18 protein-coding genes and 1 pseudogene are annotated in these 16,587 nt (G+C 64.4%); 9 read left to right on the forward strand and 10 right to left on the reverse strand.

The window, feature by feature from the left end; translation table 11 throughout:
• Positions 1–36: 36 nt before the first annotated feature.
• Positions 37–723 (reverse strand): Holliday junction branch migration protein RuvA, encoded by a 687-nt coding sequence (gene ruvA / locus F3W81_RS10400; RefSeq protein ID WP_193079104.1) that lies wholly within the window; start codon positions 721–723, stop codon positions 37–39.
• On the reverse strand, positions 720–1,217 hold the full coding sequence (ruvC, locus tag F3W81_RS10405; protein WP_193079105.1) for a crossover junction endodeoxyribonuclease RuvC: 498 nt from the start codon (positions 1,215–1,217) through the stop codon (positions 720–722). The genes ruvA and ruvC overlap by 4 nt, the downstream gene beginning before the upstream one ends.
• A 357-nt stretch (positions 1,218–1,574) precedes the next feature.
• Here ruvC and F3W81_RS10410 point away from each other — a divergent pair, with 357 nt between their 5' ends.
• Positions 1,575–1,769 carry a DUF1127 domain-containing protein gene (locus F3W81_RS10410; RefSeq protein ID WP_193079106.1) on the forward strand — a complete coding sequence of 65 codons (195 nt, stop codon included), beginning with the start codon at positions 1,575–1,577 and terminating at the stop codon, positions 1,767–1,769.
• A gap of 146 nt (positions 1,770–1,915) precedes the next feature.
• Here the strand turns inward: F3W81_RS10410 and F3W81_RS10415 are convergent, their stop codons facing one another.
• Positions 1,916–2,788, reverse strand: coding sequence for a 50S ribosomal protein L11 methyltransferase (locus F3W81_RS10415; protein ID WP_193079107.1), 873 nt, complete (start codon positions 2,786–2,788; stop codon positions 1,916–1,918).
• 114 nt (positions 2,789–2,902) lie between these two features.
• Positions 2,903–5,101 (reverse strand): primosomal protein N', encoded by a 2,199-nt coding sequence (locus tag F3W81_RS10420; RefSeq protein ID WP_193079108.1) that lies wholly within the window; start codon positions 5,099–5,101, stop codon positions 2,903–2,905.
• A gap of 94 nt (positions 5,102–5,195) precedes the next feature.
• On the opposite strand from F3W81_RS10420, the gene fsa reads away from it, so the two are divergent.
• The 4 genes from fsa (at position 5,196) to F3W81_RS10440 (ending at position 8,390) form a co-directional block, all read left to right on the forward strand.
• A complete protein-coding gene (gene fsa, locus F3W81_RS10425) occupies positions 5,196–5,849 on the forward strand; it encodes a fructose-6-phosphate aldolase (RefSeq protein ID WP_193079109.1) in 654 nt (217 codons plus the stop codon).
• Between the two features lie 137 nt (positions 5,850–5,986).
• Positions 5,987–6,706: a DUF484 family protein gene (locus F3W81_RS10430; RefSeq protein WP_193079110.1), complete on the forward strand. Its 720-nt coding sequence runs from the start codon at positions 5,987–5,989 to the stop codon at positions 6,704–6,706.
• 25 nt (positions 6,707–6,731) lie between these two features.
• On the forward strand, positions 6,732–7,655 hold the full coding sequence (locus F3W81_RS10435) for a tyrosine recombinase XerC (protein ID WP_193079111.1): 924 nt from the start codon (positions 6,732–6,734) through the stop codon (positions 7,653–7,655).
• Between the two features lie 39 nt (positions 7,656–7,694).
• On the forward strand, positions 7,695–8,390 hold the full coding sequence (locus tag F3W81_RS10440; protein ID WP_193079112.1) for a CDP-alcohol phosphatidyltransferase family protein: 696 nt from the start codon (positions 7,695–7,697) through the stop codon (positions 8,388–8,390).
• An 8-nt stretch (positions 8,391–8,398) separates the two neighbouring features.
• Here the strand turns inward: F3W81_RS10440 and F3W81_RS10445 are convergent, their stop codons facing one another.
• Both F3W81_RS10445 and F3W81_RS10450 read right to left on the reverse strand, forming a co-directional pair.
• The gene (locus F3W81_RS10445; RefSeq protein WP_193079113.1) at positions 8,399–9,160 is read right to left on the reverse strand and encodes an alpha/beta hydrolase; all 762 of its coding nucleotides are present in this window, start codon (positions 9,158–9,160) and stop codon (positions 8,399–8,401) included.
• Positions 9,161–9,257: 97 nt separating this feature from the next.
• Positions 9,258–10,529 carry an MFS transporter gene (locus F3W81_RS10450; RefSeq protein WP_193079114.1) on the reverse strand — a complete coding sequence of 424 codons (1,272 nt, stop codon included), beginning with the start codon at positions 10,527–10,529 and terminating at the stop codon, positions 9,258–9,260.
• Between the two features lie 103 nt (positions 10,530–10,632).
• On the opposite strand from F3W81_RS10450, the gene thrS reads away from it, so the two are divergent.
• On the forward strand, positions 10,633–12,579 hold the full coding sequence (gene thrS / locus F3W81_RS10455) for a threonine--tRNA ligase (RefSeq protein ID WP_193079115.1): 1,947 nt from the start codon (positions 10,633–10,635) through the stop codon (positions 12,577–12,579).
• A gap of 53 nt (positions 12,580–12,632) precedes the next feature.
• Here the strand turns inward: thrS and F3W81_RS10460 are convergent, their stop codons facing one another.
• From F3W81_RS10460 to F3W81_RS10470, 3 genes are all read right to left on the reverse strand, one after another.
• Positions 12,633–13,067, reverse strand: coding sequence for an EamA family transporter (locus tag F3W81_RS10460; protein WP_193079116.1), 435 nt, complete (start codon positions 13,065–13,067; stop codon positions 12,633–12,635).
• 101 nt (positions 13,068–13,168) lie between these two features.
• Positions 13,169–13,810, reverse strand: coding sequence for an NrsF family protein (locus F3W81_RS10465; RefSeq protein ID WP_193079117.1), 642 nt, complete (start codon positions 13,808–13,810; stop codon positions 13,169–13,171).
• A 20-nt stretch (positions 13,811–13,830) separates the two neighbouring features.
• Positions 13,831–14,214 (reverse strand): sigma factor, encoded by a 384-nt coding sequence (locus F3W81_RS10470; RefSeq protein ID WP_264298865.1) that lies wholly within the window; start codon positions 14,212–14,214, stop codon positions 13,831–13,833.
• Positions 14,215–14,219: 5 nt separating this feature from the next.
• Here F3W81_RS10470 and bufB point away from each other — a divergent pair.
• The 3 genes and pseudogenes from bufB to F3W81_RS10485 all read left to right on the forward strand — a co-directional run.
• Positions 14,220–14,927: pseudogene (gene bufB / locus F3W81_RS10475) on the forward strand (MNIO family bufferin maturase); the annotation flags it as partial.
• Positions 14,924–15,682: an HvfC/BufC N-terminal domain-containing protein gene (locus F3W81_RS10480; protein WP_193079118.1), complete on the forward strand. Its 759-nt coding sequence runs from the start codon at positions 14,924–14,926 to the stop codon at positions 15,680–15,682. The pseudogene bufB and the gene F3W81_RS10480, both read left to right, overlap by 4 nt.
• Positions 15,679–16,260, forward strand: coding sequence for a DoxX family protein (locus F3W81_RS10485; RefSeq protein ID WP_193079119.1), 582 nt, complete (start codon positions 15,679–15,681; stop codon positions 16,258–16,260). Before F3W81_RS10480 ends, F3W81_RS10485 begins: the two co-directional genes overlap by 4 nt.
• On the opposite strand, the gene F3W81_RS10490 is transcribed toward F3W81_RS10485, so the two are convergent.
• Positions 16,193–16,561, reverse strand: coding sequence for a hypothetical protein (locus tag F3W81_RS10490; RefSeq protein WP_193079120.1), 369 nt, complete (start codon positions 16,559–16,561; stop codon positions 16,193–16,195). The genes F3W81_RS10485 and F3W81_RS10490 overlap by 68 nt on opposite strands.
• Positions 16,562–16,587: the final 26 nt, after the last annotated feature.

Consider the following 16,587-nt stretch of genomic DNA (forward strand, 5'->3'; position numbering starts at 1 on the left):
GCGGCGCGGCCTTGCAAGGGGTGCTACGGGCCGGGGTCATTCTTTCGGGGCCAGCAGGCGCAGCGCGGCGCGGATCAGGGCAGAGGTATCGAGGCCCGGCGTATCGCTGGCGGCCTGCGCCACGGCCCCCATCGCATCGCCCGGCATGTAGCCGAGGTTGGTCAGCGCCGAGAGCGCATCGGCCTGAGCATTGGCATTGGGGTCCGCCTTGGGGGCGGCTTTGGGTTTGGCCTTTGGCGCGGGCATGGCGGAGACGGTGCTGACCTCCTCCAGCACATCATCGCCGGGGGCGGCGGCGGGCATCGAGGTCATTGCCATCAGGGTCGGCGCCTTGTCCTTCAGCTCGATCACGACGCGCTGCGCGGTTTTCGGGCCGATCCCCTTGGCCACCTTGATCGCATTCCAATCGCCAAGGGCAATGGCGCGGCCCGTGCCCTCAGACCCGAGTGCGCCCAGGATCGCCAGCGAGGCTTTCGCGCCAACGCCCTGCACCGTCATCAACAGGCGATGCCATTCCTTTTCGATCAGCGTCGGAAAACCGAACAGCTGCATCAGATCCTCGCGCACCAGCATGTCGGTATAAAGCGCCACCGCCTGCCCCGGCCCCGGCAGGGCCGCGAGGGTACGGTCCGAGCAATAGACGATATAGCCGACACCGCGCACGTCGATCAGCACGTGATCGAGGGTCTTGTAGTCGATAACACCTGAGAGCTTGCCGATCATGCCGACCTCCGGATTGCCTGAGCCAGGCCTGAGCCCATGTGATGCGCATGGCAGATCGCCACAGCAAGGGCATCTGCCGCGTCGGGGCCGGCAAGCTCGACCCCGGGAAGTTGCAATCGCACCATATGCTGCACCTGCTTCTTGTCCGCATGGCCGACGCCGACCACGGTTTTCTTGATCTTGTTCGGGGCGTATTCCCCCACGGCCAGCCCGGCCTGCGCCGGGACCAGCAGAGCGATGCCGCGCGCCTGCCCCAGTTTCAGCGTACCCGCGCCGTCGCGGTTCACAAAGACCAGTTCGACCGCCGCCGCATCGGGCTGAAAACGTGTGATCACATCTGTCAGGCCGACGTGCAAGGCCAGCAGTCTTTGCGCCAGATCATCACCGGTGCCGTGGACGACTCCGTTCGCGATGTGTGTAATTCGACTGCCCTCGACACGAATCATGCCCCATCCAAGGTTCTGCAACCCGGGGTCGATGCCCAATACCCGCATATTTCGCACTGCCTCTTTCCGATTTTATCGTCCTTTTCGCAGGACTTTAGAAAGATTTAGCACGAAACAGGAACACCCGCAAAGACCTTCGCACAGCTCAGGGCAGGCGATTTTTCTTATCTTTGGTCAAATTTCGCCTGAAAACGCCGCCGCGCCCCCTGAATGCGACGGTTCGGCGAAAGAAAATTCCCTCAGGTCAAGAAAAATCTTCCGGTCCGCCCCAGCCATGCAGAAAATGCATGCGAACCTTGCGTATTCTGCTGCTTGTTTGGGCACAAAAAGAACTCTACCTGCCGCTCTGTAAGTATGAGGCGACGGAACAGCTGTCGCACCCTGACTCCCCGAAAGGAACACGACATGACCGCAACGAATTTCAACGCACCGACCGCCCCCCGCTCGAAAGGCGCATCGCCCTTCAGCCTGCTGGTTTCGGCCGTTACCACCTGGAACGACACCCGCGTGACCCGCAACGCCCTGTCCCGCTTGACCGACCGTGAGCTGAACGACATCGGCCTGGTCCGCGGCGACATCGAAGACGTCGCACGCAGCTAAGGCGCTTCCGCGGCGCGAACACGCCGACGGATCACCTTGGGGAAGATGAGAAAGCCGTAACCCGGGATCACCTGGTTACGGCTTTTTTACGTCTTGCGGGTCGGTTTGATCGCGGCCCGGTCCAGAGGCTCAGGCCGCAGGCGCCCTCAGGCGGGTTTGCGCAGGGTCAATGTGGTCCATTCGCGGATCTGCTCGGAGAAGTGCAGCTCCATCCCTTGCGCCTTGTAGGCGGCAAAAACGTCGTCAGCCTGTTCGTTCAGCAGCCCCGAGAGCACGGCAAAGCCGCCCGGTTGCAGATGTGACGTGATGTCGGGGGCCAACAGGATCAGTGGCCCCATCAGGATGTTGGCGAAGATCAGGCCGTAGGGCGCGCCAGCGGCCAGCGTCGGGTGATCAAAGCCGGTCGCCTCAAGGCAGGTGACGCGGCCATCCATGCAGTTGGCGGCAAGGTTGGCGACGGCGACATCCACTGCGACCGGGTCGATATCGCTGGCAATCGGGGTGCCGGGCCAGATCCGCGCGGCCGCCATCGCCAGAACGGCAGTGCCGCAGCCGATATCGGCGACGCGGTCGGAGGTGAAGCCCTCGTTGTCGATCCGGTCGAGCGCGCGCAGGCAACCGAGCGTGGTGCCATGGTGGCCGGTGCCAAACGCCATCGCGGCCTCGATCAGGAGCGGCTCAACCCCTTCGGGCATCTTGTCGGCGTCATGCGAGCCATAGACCCAGAAGCGGCCCGCGACCACGGGCGACAGTTCGCGGCGCACCTTGGCAACCCAGTCGGTCTCGGGCAGCTCGGAGATGGCGAAGGGGCGGGCGCTGTGAATCGTCGCCAGCAGGGCAAGGCCCGCCTGATCGGGGGCCTCGGTGAAGTAGCCGCCGACCTCCCACAGGCCGGAGCCGTCCTCCATTTCAAAGACGCCGACGCCGTAGGGCTCGGGCATCAGGCTCTCCATGGCCTCGCCGAGCGCCTCGGCACCGGGCTTGCCGGTCAGCGTGGTAAAGGCGGTAAAGGTGGGCATGGCGATCCTCACGAAGGGTGTCTGGGGTCAGTGTTTACAGGTTGCGGCGGGGGTAGACGCAAGCGCGCGCCCCGTCAAGCGAGGCTGTCAGGCTGAACAACGGGTCAGGCGCGGCTAGTAAAAGCTCTGTGGGTCGATATCGATGGCGAGGCGCAGGTTTTTCGGCAGTCGTACGCCGTTGACCCAGTCCGACACGGCGCGTTGCAGGGGTGCGCCTTTCGGGGCCTTCACCAGCATGCGCACCCGGTGCCAGCCGCGAATGCGCGCAATCGGCGCGGCGGCGGGGCCATAGACCATCGCCCCGGCGCGGCGCAGCGGAGCGTCGTTGCGGGCAAGCTCAGCCCCGGCGGCAAAGGCGATCTCGGGTTTTTCGGCTGACAGGATGATCCCGGCCATGCGGCCAAAGGGCGGCATCCCGGCCTGCGCGCGACTTTCGGCCTCGGCATTCCAGAACTCTTCTTCCTCACCCGAGAGGATTGCGCGGATGACGGGGTGTTCGGGCTGAAAGGTCTGCAACAGGGCCTCACCGGGGCGATCGGCGCGCCCGGCGCGGCCTGCGACCTGACGCATCAGCTGAAAAGTGCGTTCGGCCGCGCGCATGTCGCTGCCGTGCAGACCGAGGTCGGCGTCGATCACGCCGACCAACGTCAACAGCGGAAAGTTGTGTCCCTTTGCGACCAGCTGAGTGCCGACGACAATATCCGCGCCGCCATTGGCAATCGTCTCGACCGCCTGTTTCAGCGCGCGCGACGAGGCGAAGAGATCCGAGGACAGCGTGGCGATGCGGGCGTCGGGGAACAGCGTCGTGGCCTCTTCGGTCAGGCGCTCGACTCCGGGGCCGACGGCCGAGAGCTTGCCGACCACTTCGCACTTCGGGCAGGCCTCGGGCATGGGGATGCTTTCGCCGCACTGGTGGCACATCAGCCGCTTGAGAAAGCGGTGTTCGACCATGCGGGCATCGCACTGGGGGCATTCAATCTGATCGCCGCAGGCCCGGCAGATCGTCACTGGCGCATAGCCACGGCGGTTGAGGAACAGCAGCGATTGCTCGCCAGCGGCAATGCGGGCGTCGACCGCGGCCTTCAGGCTGGGCGAGATCCACTGACCCGAGGCCATCTCCTCCTGCCGCATGTCGAGGGCCTTCATGTTCGGCAGCACGGCGGCGCCGAAACGGTCGGTCATGTCGATCCGCTGGTACTTGCCCGCCTGCGCGTTGACCCAGCTTTCAAGGCTGGGCGTGGCGGAGGCCAGCACGACCTGAGCGCCGGCGAGCGAGGCGCGCAGCACCGCCATGTCGCGGGCGTTGTAGTGCACGCCGTCCTCTTGCTTGTAGGAGCTGTCGTGCTCCTCATCCACGACGATCAGGCCGAGGTCGCGGAACGGCAGGAACAGGGCCGAGCGGGCACCGACGACCAGCTGCGCCTCGCCCTCGCCCACCATTTTCCAGGCACGGCGGCGTTCGGTCATCGTGACGCCGGAGTGCCACTCCGCCGCCCGCGCGCCGAAGCGCTTTTCGACGCGCGTCAGGAATTCCGCTGAGAGGGCGATTTCGGGCAGCAACACCAGCGCCTGACGGCCCTTGGCGAGGCAGCTGGCCACCGCCTCCAGATACACCTCGGTCTTACCGGAGCCGGTGACGCCGCGCAGCAGGGTCGTGCCATAGGCGCCGGACTGGATGCCCTTGCGCAGGATCTCCGCCGCACTGGACTGGGACTCGGTCAGGGGTTTGCCGGGCAGGTCGGGGTCAAGGCGCGGATAGGGCAGATCGCGGGGGGTGTTCTCCTCCCACACGACATTCTGGGCGACGAGGCCCTTGATGACCGAGGCGCTGACACCGGCGTTTTCGGCCAGCTCCTTGAGGGTGAAGGACAGGCCGGCGAATTCCTCAAGCACGGCAATGACGCGGGTGCGGGCGTCGGTCATGCGGTCCGGCTCGGCCTCGCCCAGTCGATAGACCTTCTGCATCGAGGGTTGGTCGCTGAGGCCGGGCGCGCGGGTGGCAAGGCGCAGCATCGCCGACATCGGCGTCAGGGTGTAGTCGCCGGCACGCAGCAGAAACTCGCGCATTTCCTCGCGCATCGGGGCGACAGGCAGCACCTTGGAGATGGCGCGCGCCTTGGAGAGGTCGAAACCGCCCTGCCCTACGCCCCAGACCACGCCGATCACCTGACGCGGGCCCAGCGGCACCATGACGAAGGCGCCGTCCGCAATGCCGCCCTCGGGCGCGCGGTAATCCAGCGTCCGGTCCAACGGTTGCGTCGTCAGCACCGACACCAATGTGCCTGCGGGATAAAATGTCGGGCGATCAGCCAATCCGGTCTCCGGTTGCGGTGAATGGGGTTTCGGTGACCCCCTCTATCGGGTAAAGCCGTTGCAAGAGATAACCAATCCACCGATGAGGTTCCAGATGAAGTTCTTTGTAGACACCGCAGAGATCCCTGCGATTGCCGAACTCAATGCGCTTGGCATGGTTGACGGCGTCACCACAAACCCCTCGCTGATCAAGAAATCCGGCCGCGACATCCTGGAAGTGACCAAGGAAATCTGCGATCTGGTCGACGGCCCGGTTTCCGCCGAGGTCACCGCGACAGATGCCGACACGATGATCGCCGAAGGCCGCAAGCTGCTGGAGATCGCCGAGAACATCGCCGTCAAGGTGCCGCTGACCTGGGATGGCCTGAAGGCCTGCAAGGTCCTCAGCGACGACGGTGCGATGGTCAACGTGACGCTCTGCTTCTCGGCCAACCAGGCGCTGCTGGCGGCAAAAGCCGGCGCGACCTTCATCAGCCCGTTCATCGGCCGTCTCGACGATATCCACATGGATGGCATGGAGCTGATCGAGGACATCCGCATCATCTATGACAACTATGGCTTCGAGACTCAGATCCTCGCCGCGTCGATCCGCACCGCCAACCATGTGCTGGATTGCGCACGCATCGGCGCCGACGTGATCACCGCGCCGCCGTCAGTGATCAAGGCGCTGGTGTCGCACCCGCTGACCGACAAGGGTCTTGAGACCTTTCTGGCGGACATCAAGTCGGCTGGCATCAAGATCCTCTAAGGATCGCTGAGAGAGACACAGGCAAGACGACCAGATCCCGGCAAGCAAAAAAGCAACAAACCCGCGGCTTTGCCAAAAAGACCGCGTCTTTGCCGGGATCTTCTGATACTTTTCAGAAAAACAAGATGAGGCTGGTCATGAGCAGCAAGCCTGATATCGACCCCGAACTTGGGGCGGTTTTGCGTGACAGCATCCTCGCGCATCCTGACGTCATTCTGGACGACAAGGACGTGATGCAGGCGCTGATCACGGCCAACGACAAGGCCCTTGGCACCAATATCGTCGACCTGCGTGGCATCGCCATGGCCCGCCTTGAGGGCAGGCTGGACCGGCTGGAAGATACCCACCGCACGGTCATCGCCGCCGCCTACGAGAACCTTGCAGGCACCAACCAGATCCACCGCGCCATCCTGCGGCTGATGGATCCCGTTGATTTTGAAACCTTCCTGACCGATCTGGGCGGCGAAGTCGCCGACACCATGGGCGTGGACGCGATGCACCTCGTGCTCGAGACCGCGCAGCAGGAAGACGATCCCACCGTGCAACGTCTCGGCGATGTGCTGCGCGTGGTCGAACCGGGCTTTGTCGCCGCCTATTTCGAGGGACAACGCAATTCACCGGCGCGTCAGGTGATCCTGCGTCAGGTCGATGAGGCCCCGGAGTTCCTCTATGGCGAGAAGGCCGACTGGATCCAGTCCGAGGCCTGCCTGCGCCTGGATTTTGGCCCCGGTCGTCTGCCGGGGATGCTGCTGCTCGGCTCGGAAGATCCGCAACAGTTCATCCCGCAGCATGGCACCGACCTGCTGGCCTTCTTCGCGGGCGTGTTCGAGCGGACCATGCGGCGCTGGCTGTCTTGAGCCGCCGGGCCGGGAGCGCCGGGCGATGAGCCTGTGCATCTCTCCCGCTGCGCGCGATGCGCTGCAAAACTGGCTGGAGGGTCAGAGGGCCCTTCTCGGCCATGCAGAGGCCACGATCGAGGCCTATCGTGGCGATCTGACAGAATTTCTCAGCTTCATCTCGATGCACAAGGGCGAGGCACAGGGCCTCGGGCCGTTGGCCGAAATCGGCGTGACGGATATGCGCAGCTGGATGGCCCGGATGCGCTCCAGCGGCGTCGGCGCAAGGTCACTGGCGCGCAAACTGTCCGCCGTGAAGAGCTTTTACCGCTGGCTGGCCGAGCGTGAGGGGTTCGACCCCACCGCCGTGCTGTCCGCGCGCACACCCAAGTACCAGCGCAAATTGCCCCGCCCCCTGCCCGAGGCCGCTGCCGCCCAGATGATGGTGCAGGTTGGCGAACAGGACGCGCGTCAGTGGGTCTCGGCGCGCGACACGGCTGTGGTGATGCTGCTCTATGGCTGCGGATTGCGTATTTCGGAGGCATTGTCGCTGACCGGCAAGGACGCGCCAATCGGGCCCAGTCTGCGCATACGCGGCAAGGGCGACAAGGAGCGGATCGTGCCGGTGATCGCCCCGGCCCGCGATGCGGTGACGCAATACCTCGACCTCTGCCCTTATCCGGTTGAGCCCGCCGCGCCGCTGTTTCGCGCCATCAAGGGCGGCGCGCTGTCGCCGCGCAGCATCCAGATCGCAATGGCGCAGGCCCGCGCGCAGATGGGGCTGCCCGCCTCGGCCACGCCGCATGCCCTGCGCCATTCCTTCGCGACACACCTGCTGAATGCGGGCGGAGATCTACGCGCGATCCAGGAATTGCTCGGCCATGCCAGCCTGTCGACGACGCAAGCCTATACAGCCGTGGATTCCGCCCGGCTGATGGAAGTCTATCGAAAGGCACATCCTCGTGGTTGAGAACTTGCACGCCCCCAGCAGCTATGTGTAGATCGTGACATGAATTCAAACAAAGCCCGCGCCTTTTCCGTTCACATCCTGACTGCAACAGGTGCCATCTTCTCCATGCTGGCGATGATCGCCGCCGCGAATTCCGCGTGGGAGAACATGTACCTCTGGCTGGTCGTTGCCTTTGCCGTCGACGGCATCGACGGCCCACTGGCCCGCAAGTACGAGGTCAAGAAATACGCCGCCCAGATCGACGGCGTGCTGCTGGACCTGATCATCGACTACCTCACCTACGTCTTCATTCCGGCCTTCGCGCTGTACCAGTCGGGCCTGCTGCCGGGCTGGACGGGCTGGTTCGGTGTGCTGCTGATCGCCTTCGCCTCGTCGCTGTATTTCGCTGACACGCGGATGAAGACCGCCGATAACTCCTTTTCCGGGTTTCCCGGATGTTGGAACATGGTCGTGCTGGTGTTCTTCGCGGTCGAGCCGCAGCCCGGCACCATGGTCGCCATCATCGCGCTGCTGACCATCGCCATGTTCGTGCCGCTGAAATTCATCCACCCGGTGCGCACGATGCGCTGGCGCAAGGTGTCGCTGCCGATGGCGGCGCTTTGGGTGGCGATCGCGCTTTACGCCACCCTGCGTAATTTCGTCATGCCGGACTGGATCGAGGTCGCGCTGATCCTTGTCAGCCTCTACCTGCTGTTCGTCGGCATCGCCCAGCAGCTCGTCCCGAAAAAGGCCTGACGGCGCGCTCAGAGCGCCGCCAGAACCTCGTCCACGGCTGCGCCGATCAGGGCGAGGTTTTCGGGTGTGGAGAAGCGGTGATCGGCGTCTTTCACCAGTCTCAGTTGGATATCCGCCCCTTCGGCCCGCTCCATCAGGCGCAGGGCGACCGACAGATCGACATCCGCATCCGCTGTGCCGTGCAGAAACCGCACCGGGAAGGGCAGCGGCACCGGATCGCGCAGGATCAGATGGTCGCGGCCATCCTCGATCAGACGCTTGGTGATCACATAGGGTTCGCCATACTCTGACGGCAACGCGACCTGCTGCACCATGTCAAGCGCCAGACGCTGCGCCTTGTCGAACCCGGCCCACATGCTGTCTTCGGTGAAATCCGGCGCGGCCGCGATGGTGACGAGGCCGGCGATGCGATCCGCCAGACGGCGCGTCATCAGCAGGGAAATCCAGCCGCCCATGGAGGAGCCGACAAGGATCTGCGGGCCCTCTGTCAGATGGGAAATCGCGAACTCCGCGTCCTCGGCCCAGTCGCCGATGCAGCCATCGGTGAAGGCTTCGGAGCTCTCGCCATGTCCGGAGTAGTCAAAGCGCAGGAAGCCGAGGCCCTGCCGGGCGCACCATGCCTCAAGAAACACGGCCTTGGTGCCGCCCATGTCGGATTTGAAGCCGCCAAGGAAGACGACCCCGGGCCGCCCATCTGACGCTTTTGCAGGCGTCGCGTGATAGGCCAGCCTGCGCCCTTGAGGTGTGTCGATCCGTTGCGCATCCGTCATCTGATTGGGCCCTTCCCGCATGGTGTGCGCCCTTGATGACATGGGCGGAATCGCCGTGCAACTCCACCCGCTCAGGCAGCAGCGGGAAACGCCCCCCTCAGCGTTTTTCGACCTCGCGCAGGGTCAGAGCCAGGCCTGCGCCGAGCAGCGACATCGCCGCGAACCCGACCAGAGCGGCGTCTGGACCGGCATAGGACAAGACGCCCCCGAACAGCCCGGCGACCAGCAGGATTGTGCCAATCATCGTATTCACCACCGCCGAATAGGCGCCACGAAAATCCCGCGGTGCCATATCGACGAGGTAGGTTGAGCGCGCCTGACGCACGCCATGATAGGCGATCATCAACACGAACAGCACCAGAGGGGACAGCCAGATCGCCTGCCCCACCAATCCGGCGCGTGCCAGCACGACCATCGCGGCCATCGCCAGCCCACCGATGAGGCCAGACAGGCACAGCACACGGCGCGATGACCAGTCCGAGAGGCGCCCCCAGAAATACGATGACAGCAGCGATGCCAGCGCCGACGCCAGCACCAGCGCCCCCAGATGTTCCAGCACCGCGCCGCCCTCAGGCGCCGAAAGCAGCACCAGATAGGGCGGGGCCAGCGCCGTCGACACCAGCAGACCGCGCACCAGAATGAAACGGCGCAGGTACCAGTCTTCGTGCAGCAGGCGGCGAAACTCGGATCGGTTGCTGTAATAGCGGCGGCTGTCCTGCTCTGTCAGACCGGCGAAGACCAGAGCCGCGAGAAGCCAGAGCAGACCGGCCCCGGCAACGGCACCGACAACCACGATCTCGCTGGTCTGGACGCCGAAGATCAACCACATTGCAAAGACGACAACAGCGGCCGATGCGACCGATCCGGCAAAACCGGTGACGGCGCCGCGGTGTGTCTTGGAGACGCTCTTGCCCAGCACCTCCTTGAAGGACACCGAACAGGCCGAGCGGGCGACAGCCAGCACCGCCAATGCCGCGCAGATCGCCAGCCCCGCCATCCAGCCCGACAGGACCAGCCCTGAAAACGCGATTGCCAGTGCCGCCGCGCCCTGCAGGGCCGAGCCCGCGACCCACATCCATTTGCGGTGTCGCATCCGGCCCAGACCGCTGGCCAGCAGCAGTTGCGGCAGCAGCGCCCCGGCCTCGCGGATCGGCACAAGGGCTCCGATGAAATAGGCAGGGGCACCGAGGGCGGTCAGCAACCAGCTGAGCACCAGTTTCGGGTCGATCAGTCCATCACCGATCTTGCTCATCGTCACGGCGAGAATAATGCGAAGGCCATTGCCGCTTTCCGTGCGGGGGAGATCCTCGGCCCCGACGATACGAGCAAAGATGGATTTTGAATGGCCTGAATTTGGCGCGGGCGACATGGGACACTGCCTTGACTTGTTAAACACTGTGTTCCAATTAGCACAGACACCATAACCCGCAACCGGGCGTTCCGTGGGCGCCAAACTGACGAGGAGGACAAACATGTCCCAGATCACCCTCACCCTTCCCGATGGCAATGCGCGCAGCTACGACAGTGGCGTGACCGCGGGTGCCGTCGCCGCCGACATTTCGACCTCGCTCGCCAAGAAGGCGATCAGCGCGACAGTCAATGGTCAGCACTGGGATCTGCAGTGGCCGATCACTTCGGATTCTTCCATTGCGATCAATACGATGAAGGAAGAAGACGCGGCCAATGAACTGGTGCGTCACGACCTTGCCCACATCATGGCGCGCGCCGTGCAGGAGCTGTGGCCGGACGTCAAGGTCACCATCGGCCCGGTCATCAAGGACGGCTGGTACTACGATTTCGACCGCGCCGAGCCCTTCACGCCCGAGGATCTGGGCGAGATCGAAAAGAAGATGAAAGAGATCATCAATCTGCGTGATCCCGTCCGCACCGAGGTCTGGGACCGCGACGTGGCGATCCAGTACTACAAGGACCGCGGCGAGCCCTACAAGGTTGAGCTGATCGATTCGATCCCCGGGCATGAGCCGCTGCGGATGTACTGGCATGGCGACTGGCAGGATCTGTGCCGTGGCCCGCACCTGCAGCACACCGGTCAGGTGCCCGCCGATGCCTTCAAGCTGATGTCGGTCGCTGGCGCCTACTGGCGTGGCGACAGCAACCGCCCGATGCTGCAACGGATTTACGGCGTCGCCTTCACCGGCAAGGAAAAGCTGAAAGCCCACCTGACCATGCTGGAGGAGGCCGCCAAGCGCGACCACCGTCGTCTGGGCCGCGAGATGGACCTGTTCCACATGCAGGAAGAGGCCCCCGGTCAGGTGTTCTGGCACCCCAACGGCTGGACGATCTACACCACCCTGCAGGACTACATGCGCCGCCAGCAGCGCCGCGACGGCTATGTCGAGGTCAACACCCCGCAGGTCGTGAACCGCAAGCTGTGGGAGGCCTCGGGCCACTGGGGCAACTATCAGGAAAACATGTTCATCGTCGAAGTGGACGAGGATCACGCACGCGAAAAGACCATCAACGCGCTGAAGCCGATGAACTGCCCTTGCCACGTGCAGATCTTCAACCACGGCATGAAGTCCTATCGCGACCTGCCGCTGCGCATGGCCGAGTTCGGCTCCTGCGCGCGCTACGAACCCTCGGGCGCGCTGCATGGCATCATGCGGGTGCGCGGTTTTACGCAGGATGACGCGCATATCTTCTGCACGTTTGATCAGATCGAGGCGGAGTCGAAGAAGTTCATCGAATTCCTCGCCAAGGTCTATGCCGATCTCGGCTTTGCCAGCTGGAGCGTGAAGCTGTCGACGCGCCCCGAAAAGCGTGTCGGCACCGAGGAAAGCTGGGACCAGGTCGAAGCCGCGCTCGGCAATGCCTGCAAGGCGGCCGGGTACGACTATACCCTGAACCCCGGTGAGGGCGCGTTCTACGGGCCCAAGCTGGAGTTCGTGCTGACCGACGCCATCGGGCGTGACTGGCAGTGCGGTACCCTGCAGGTCGATCCCAACCTGCCCGAGCGGCTGGATGCGGATTATGTCGGGGCGGATGGTGAAAAGCACCACCCGATCATGCTGCACCGCGCCGTCGTCGGCTCGTTCGAGCGGTTTATCGGCATTCTGATCGAGGAACACGCTGGCAAGCTGCCGGTCTGGCTGGCGCCGCGTCAGGTGGTTGTCGCCTCGATCGTGTCGGATGCGGATGAGTATTGCCGCGAGGTCGTCGCCGCTCTGCAGGCCGCAGGCGTGCGCGCCGAGGCGGATCTGCGAAACGAAAAGATCAACTACAAGGTCCGCGAACACTCGGTCGGCAAGGTGCCCTATATCCTCGCCATCGGTCAGCGCGAAGTCGAGGAGCGCACCGTCAACACCCGTCGTCTGGGCGAAAAACAGACCAAGTCGCAGACGCTGGACGAGATCGTCGCCCAGCTGACGATCGAGGCGACAGCGCCCGACCTGCTCTAATCCGGGACTTTACAGATGTGAAAGGGCGCCCCTCGTGGCGCCCTTTTTTCATGTCAGCTCAGCGCCATGACGACAGCGCCGGTGCCGACCAGCGCCACGCCGATCCACCCCATCACCGACAGATGCTCGCCCAGGATCAACACGCCGAAGACGGCGACGAGGACGACGCTCAACTTGTCCACAGGCGCGACTTGCGATGCATTCCCGAGCTTGAGAGCGCGGAAATAGCACAGCCACGACGCGCCCGTCGCCAGCCCAGACAGCACCAGAAACACCGCGCTGCGCGGGGAAATGCTGCTGAGCGACTGGAACTTGCGTGTCACACTCAGGATCAGGCCCAGCACAACCAGCACCACCAGCGTGCGCAGGAAGGTAGCGAAATCGCTGTTCACATTGTCGACGCCGATCTTGGCGAATATCGCAGTGAGGGCGGCAAAGATCGCCGCGAGAAACGCCCAGAACTGCCAAGATGTGCTGAGGACTGCCATTGCCGATGCTCCTTGGTGGTGGCTATGGCCAAGCCTAGCGCGCGGCTCAGCCCTCAGCGTAGGGAAATCGGCCCGAAGGCGGGGCTCAGCTGCGCAGTTGCCTACCAGCGCAGCCAGCGCCTGCCCGCCAGTGCACCCAGACCAGAGGCAAGGCAGATGCCCAATGCGTACCAGACACTGTAGAACAGCGGCGAATCTTCGTTGCAAAACAACGAATAGAGCGTTGTGGCCAGACCGGCGGCAGCGAGTCCGGCCAATGCACCACAGAGCGCAGGACGCACCGGCGCGCCACGCCGCAGTGCGGTGAGCAGAGCGGCCAGAATCGGCAAGGACAGCACCACAATGGAGGGCACGCAGACCGGGATCGAATGACCGAGGAACAGCGGCATCCTCTGCGCCGGGGGCGTGGTGAAAAACGCACCGATGAGCAGCAGAACGGCCGCAAAAGGCACCAGCCAGATCAGCAAGCGCGCTGCCCCGGGCGGGGCCGCAGGACGGGCCGCGCGCACCGAGAGCACAAGGGCGAACCCGGCCAACACCAGCGGCAACACCGTTTTCGCCATGACCACGGGCTGCGCCAGTGCGGCCCAAAGATCCGGTCGCGGCCCGAGGGCGATCCAGAACATCAGGGTCGTGACCAGCGCCCCTGCCAACAGATGCGGCGCGAGACGTGCCTCTGGCCCTGCGTTCGCGGCGATGGCCGGTTGCGCCGCCAGCTGTGAGATCAGGTCTTCGGTCTTCATTTACGCCTCTCGTCCGATAGTCAGGCCTCGTGTCCCACGGCCAGTTTGCGCAACCGTGCCAGGGCCCGATGATAGGCGACGCGCACCGCGCCCTCGCTCATCCCATGTTTCGCGCCGACGTCGCCCGCACTGTCGCCCGTCACCCCCAGCGAGCGCACGATATCGGCAGAGCGGTTGTCGATCCCGCCCAGCAACTGCCCCAGATCGCGGGCGGCCATGATCTCGCCCGCAGTCTCATCCGCCAGCACGTCGGCAAGATCATCGATATCCTGTTGCGGGACACCACGTCTGCGCCGCGCATCAATCGCCTTGTAGCGCACGATGGCATAGATCCAGGGCGTGACCGGCGCATCCTCACGCCAGGTGTGGCGTTTGGCGTGCAACGCCAGCAGCGCCTCCTGCACGATATCCTCTGGCCCAGCTGCGCCACCTGTCCGAGCGGTTCGCGATTTCGGTGCATGGCGTCGGGCTGTCCATCGGCAGCGAAGGGCCGCTGGACGCGGAGCACCTGGGCCGCCTGCGCCACCTCTGCGACTGGCTGGCCCCGGCGCGCTTTTCCGAGCACCTCGCCTGGTCGAGCCATGACGGCGCCTTTCTGAACGACCTGCTGCCCCTGCCCTATACGCAATCCAGCCTGAACCGCATCTGCAATCACATCGATCAGGTGCAGGAGGTGCTGAACCGGCAGATGCTGCTGGAGAACCCCTCCTCCTACCTCGCCTTCGCGCAAAGCGAGATGAGCGAGACCGCCTTTCTGCGCGAGGTCAGCCAGCGCACCGGCTGCGGGCTGCTACTGGATATCAACAACGTCTTCATCTCGGCTGTGAACCTAGGGGTAGACCCGCGCGCCTATATCGATGATTTCCCACTGGAAAAGGTCGGCGAGATGCACCTGGGCGGCCATGACGAGGATGCCGATGACGCAGGCCGTCCGCTGCTGATCGACAGCCACGGACATGCTGTTTGTGATCCGGTCTGGGTGCTGCTGGACGCTGTCCTCGCCAAAGGAGGTCCCCGCCCCGTGCTGGTGGAATGGGACACCGAAGTGCCTGACTGGCCTGTTCTGGCTGCGGAGGCCGCGCGCGCGGCCGCAGCCTTGCAGGGTGTCATGGCATGAAGGGGCCGGATCAAGGCACCTTTCGTACAGCGCTTCTGGAGGTCGGGAGCGCCGTGCCCGAGGGGCTGATCGATGGTCATGGCGGCGCGGCCGGGCAGCGCTTTGCCGTCTATCGCAACACCGTCGCCGTCGGGCTGAGCGAAGCGTTGGTCGAGGGTTTTCCGACCGTCGCCCGCCTGATCGGAGCGGAAAACCTGCGCCGGATTGCGGGCCTGTTCCTGCGCCAGAGCCCACCCGACAGCCCGCTGATGTTTCGCTACGGTGCCGCGATGCCCGCTTTTCTGACGGAGTTTCAACCGCTTGCCCACCTCGGGTACCTGCCGGACGCCGCACGTCTGGATCTGGCGATGCGCGCGTCCTATCACGCCGCAGATGGCATTCCCGTTGCCGCTGATGCTCTGGCTCTATGGGCTGGTGAGCGTTTTGAGACCGCCCGGATCACCCTCGCCCCTGCCCTGCGCGTGCTGCGATCGGACTGGCCACTGCACGACATCTGGCGGTCCGCGCAGGCCGGGGACGCCCCCCCGCCGCGTGCGCAGGCGCAAGATGTGGTGGTGGTGCGGCCCGCCTATGACCCGCAGCCACTGGCCTTGCCTGCGGGCGGCGCGGCCTTCCTTGAGGCCATCATCGCGGGTGCCAACGTCGTCGTGGCCTATGAGGCCGCCACGACAGAGACGCGAGATTTTGACCCGACAGGCCTGCTGACGTTGTTGCTGTCGGCGCAGGCAATCACTTGCATGGAGACCCCGCTATGACAGACCCGACGGCCCCGCTGGACCGCCTGTCGCCCCTGCTGCCCGTACTGGCGCGCTTCGTCTTCGCGGCGGTGTTGCTTGTGTACTTCTGGTCCTCTGGCCTGACCAAGCTGGGTGAGGGAGCCTTGGGTTTTCTCAGCCCTTCAATCGGCGCCTATGCGCAGATATTTCCCAATTCTTTTGAAGCGGTTGGCTATGATGCCTCCCGGCTGAGCCTACTTCAGTGGGCGGTGACTGTCGCCGGAACCTGGGCCGAATTCCTTCTGCCCATGCTCGTTGTTCTGGGCCTGCTGACGCGCATGTCGGCACTGGGTATGATTGGCTTCATCGTCGTGCAGAGCCTGACCGATCTGTTCGGCCATGGCGGCATCGACCAGCCGGAAACGCTCGGGGCGTGGTTTGACCGGATGCCGGACGGCGTGATCCTGGATCAGCGTGCGCTCTGGGTGTTTCTGCTGGTGGTGCTTGTGACGAGGGGTGGTGGCGCGCTGTCGCTGGACCGGCTGATCTTCAGAAATGCCGCTGCGGTTCGTCCGGCCGACCAGCGGCCAAGGCGAGAAGCGCAGCAACGCCGGTAAAGCTGATCGGGAAAAGCGTGAAGGCATTGATACCAAAGCCGAAATACATCCCCGCGACAGAGGCCAGCATCAGCAGACCGCCCCAGAGCGCGCGCGACAGCGCCATCCCCGCCCCTGCGAGGCCGAGGATGGGGGCGAGGACTGCCGCCGTGCGCAGGGCCTGCACATCGGCCACCTGCGTGAACAACCCGTCAACCTCGCCGAAGGCATTGATTGCACTGGTATATCCGTAGCCGATGACGCCCATGAACAGACCCATGAGGCCGCCAATCAAACCCAGTATCAAAGCCGCATTGCGCAAATCAGGACCTCCGCCGAGAGTGTAGG

Origin of the sequence: Pseudooceanicola spongiae (assembly GCF_014899185.1) — a bacterium.
GTDB lineage: Bacteria > Pseudomonadota > Alphaproteobacteria > Rhodobacterales > Rhodobacteraceae > Pseudooceanicola > Pseudooceanicola spongiae.

Coding starts and splice junctions, on each gene's coding strand:
- F3W81_RS10435 (WP_193079111.1), top strand. CDS start 6,732: ATGAGCCTGTGCATCTCTCCCGCTGCGCGCGATGCGCTGCAAAACTGG.
- F3W81_RS10440 (WP_193079112.1), top strand. CDS start 7,695: ATGAATTCAAACAAAGCCCGCGCCTTTTCCGTTCACATCCTGACTGCA.
- F3W81_RS10445 (WP_193079113.1), bottom strand. CDS start 9,160: ATGACGGATGCGCAACGGATCGACACACCTCAAGGGCGCAGGCTGGCC.
- F3W81_RS10430 (WP_193079110.1), top strand. CDS start 5,987: ATGAGCAGCAAGCCTGATATCGACCCCGAACTTGGGGCGGTTTTGCGT.
- fsa (WP_193079109.1), top strand. CDS start 5,196: ATGAAGTTCTTTGTAGACACCGCAGAGATCCCTGCGATTGCCGAACTC.
- thrS (WP_193079115.1), top strand. CDS start 10,633: ATGTCCCAGATCACCCTCACCCTTCCCGATGGCAATGCGCGCAGCTAC.
- F3W81_RS10480 (WP_193079118.1), top strand. CDS start 14,924: ATGAAGGGGCCGGATCAAGGCACCTTTCGTACAGCGCTTCTGGAGGTC.
- F3W81_RS10460 (WP_193079116.1), bottom strand. CDS start 13,067: ATGGCAGTCCTCAGCACATCTTGGCAGTTCTGGGCGTTTCTCGCGGCG.
- ruvA (WP_193079104.1), bottom strand. CDS start 723: ATGATCGGCAAGCTCTCAGGTGTTATCGACTACAAGACCCTCGATCAC.
- F3W81_RS10450 (WP_193079114.1), bottom strand. CDS start 10,529: ATGTCGCCCGCGCCAAATTCAGGCCATTCAAAATCCATCTTTGCTCGT.
- F3W81_RS10465 (WP_193079117.1), bottom strand. CDS start 13,810: ATGAAGACCGAAGACCTGATCTCACAGCTGGCGGCGCAACCGGCCATC.
- F3W81_RS10485 (WP_193079119.1), top strand. CDS start 15,679: ATGACAGACCCGACGGCCCCGCTGGACCGCCTGTCGCCCCTGCTGCCC.
- F3W81_RS10410 (WP_193079106.1), top strand. CDS start 1,575: ATGACCGCAACGAATTTCAACGCACCGACCGCCCCCCGCTCGAAAGGC.
- ruvC (WP_193079105.1), bottom strand. CDS start 1,217: ATGCGGGTATTGGGCATCGACCCCGGGTTGCAGAACCTTGGATGGGGC.
- F3W81_RS10415 (WP_193079107.1), bottom strand. CDS start 2,788: ATGCCCACCTTTACCGCCTTTACCACGCTGACCGGCAAGCCCGGTGCC.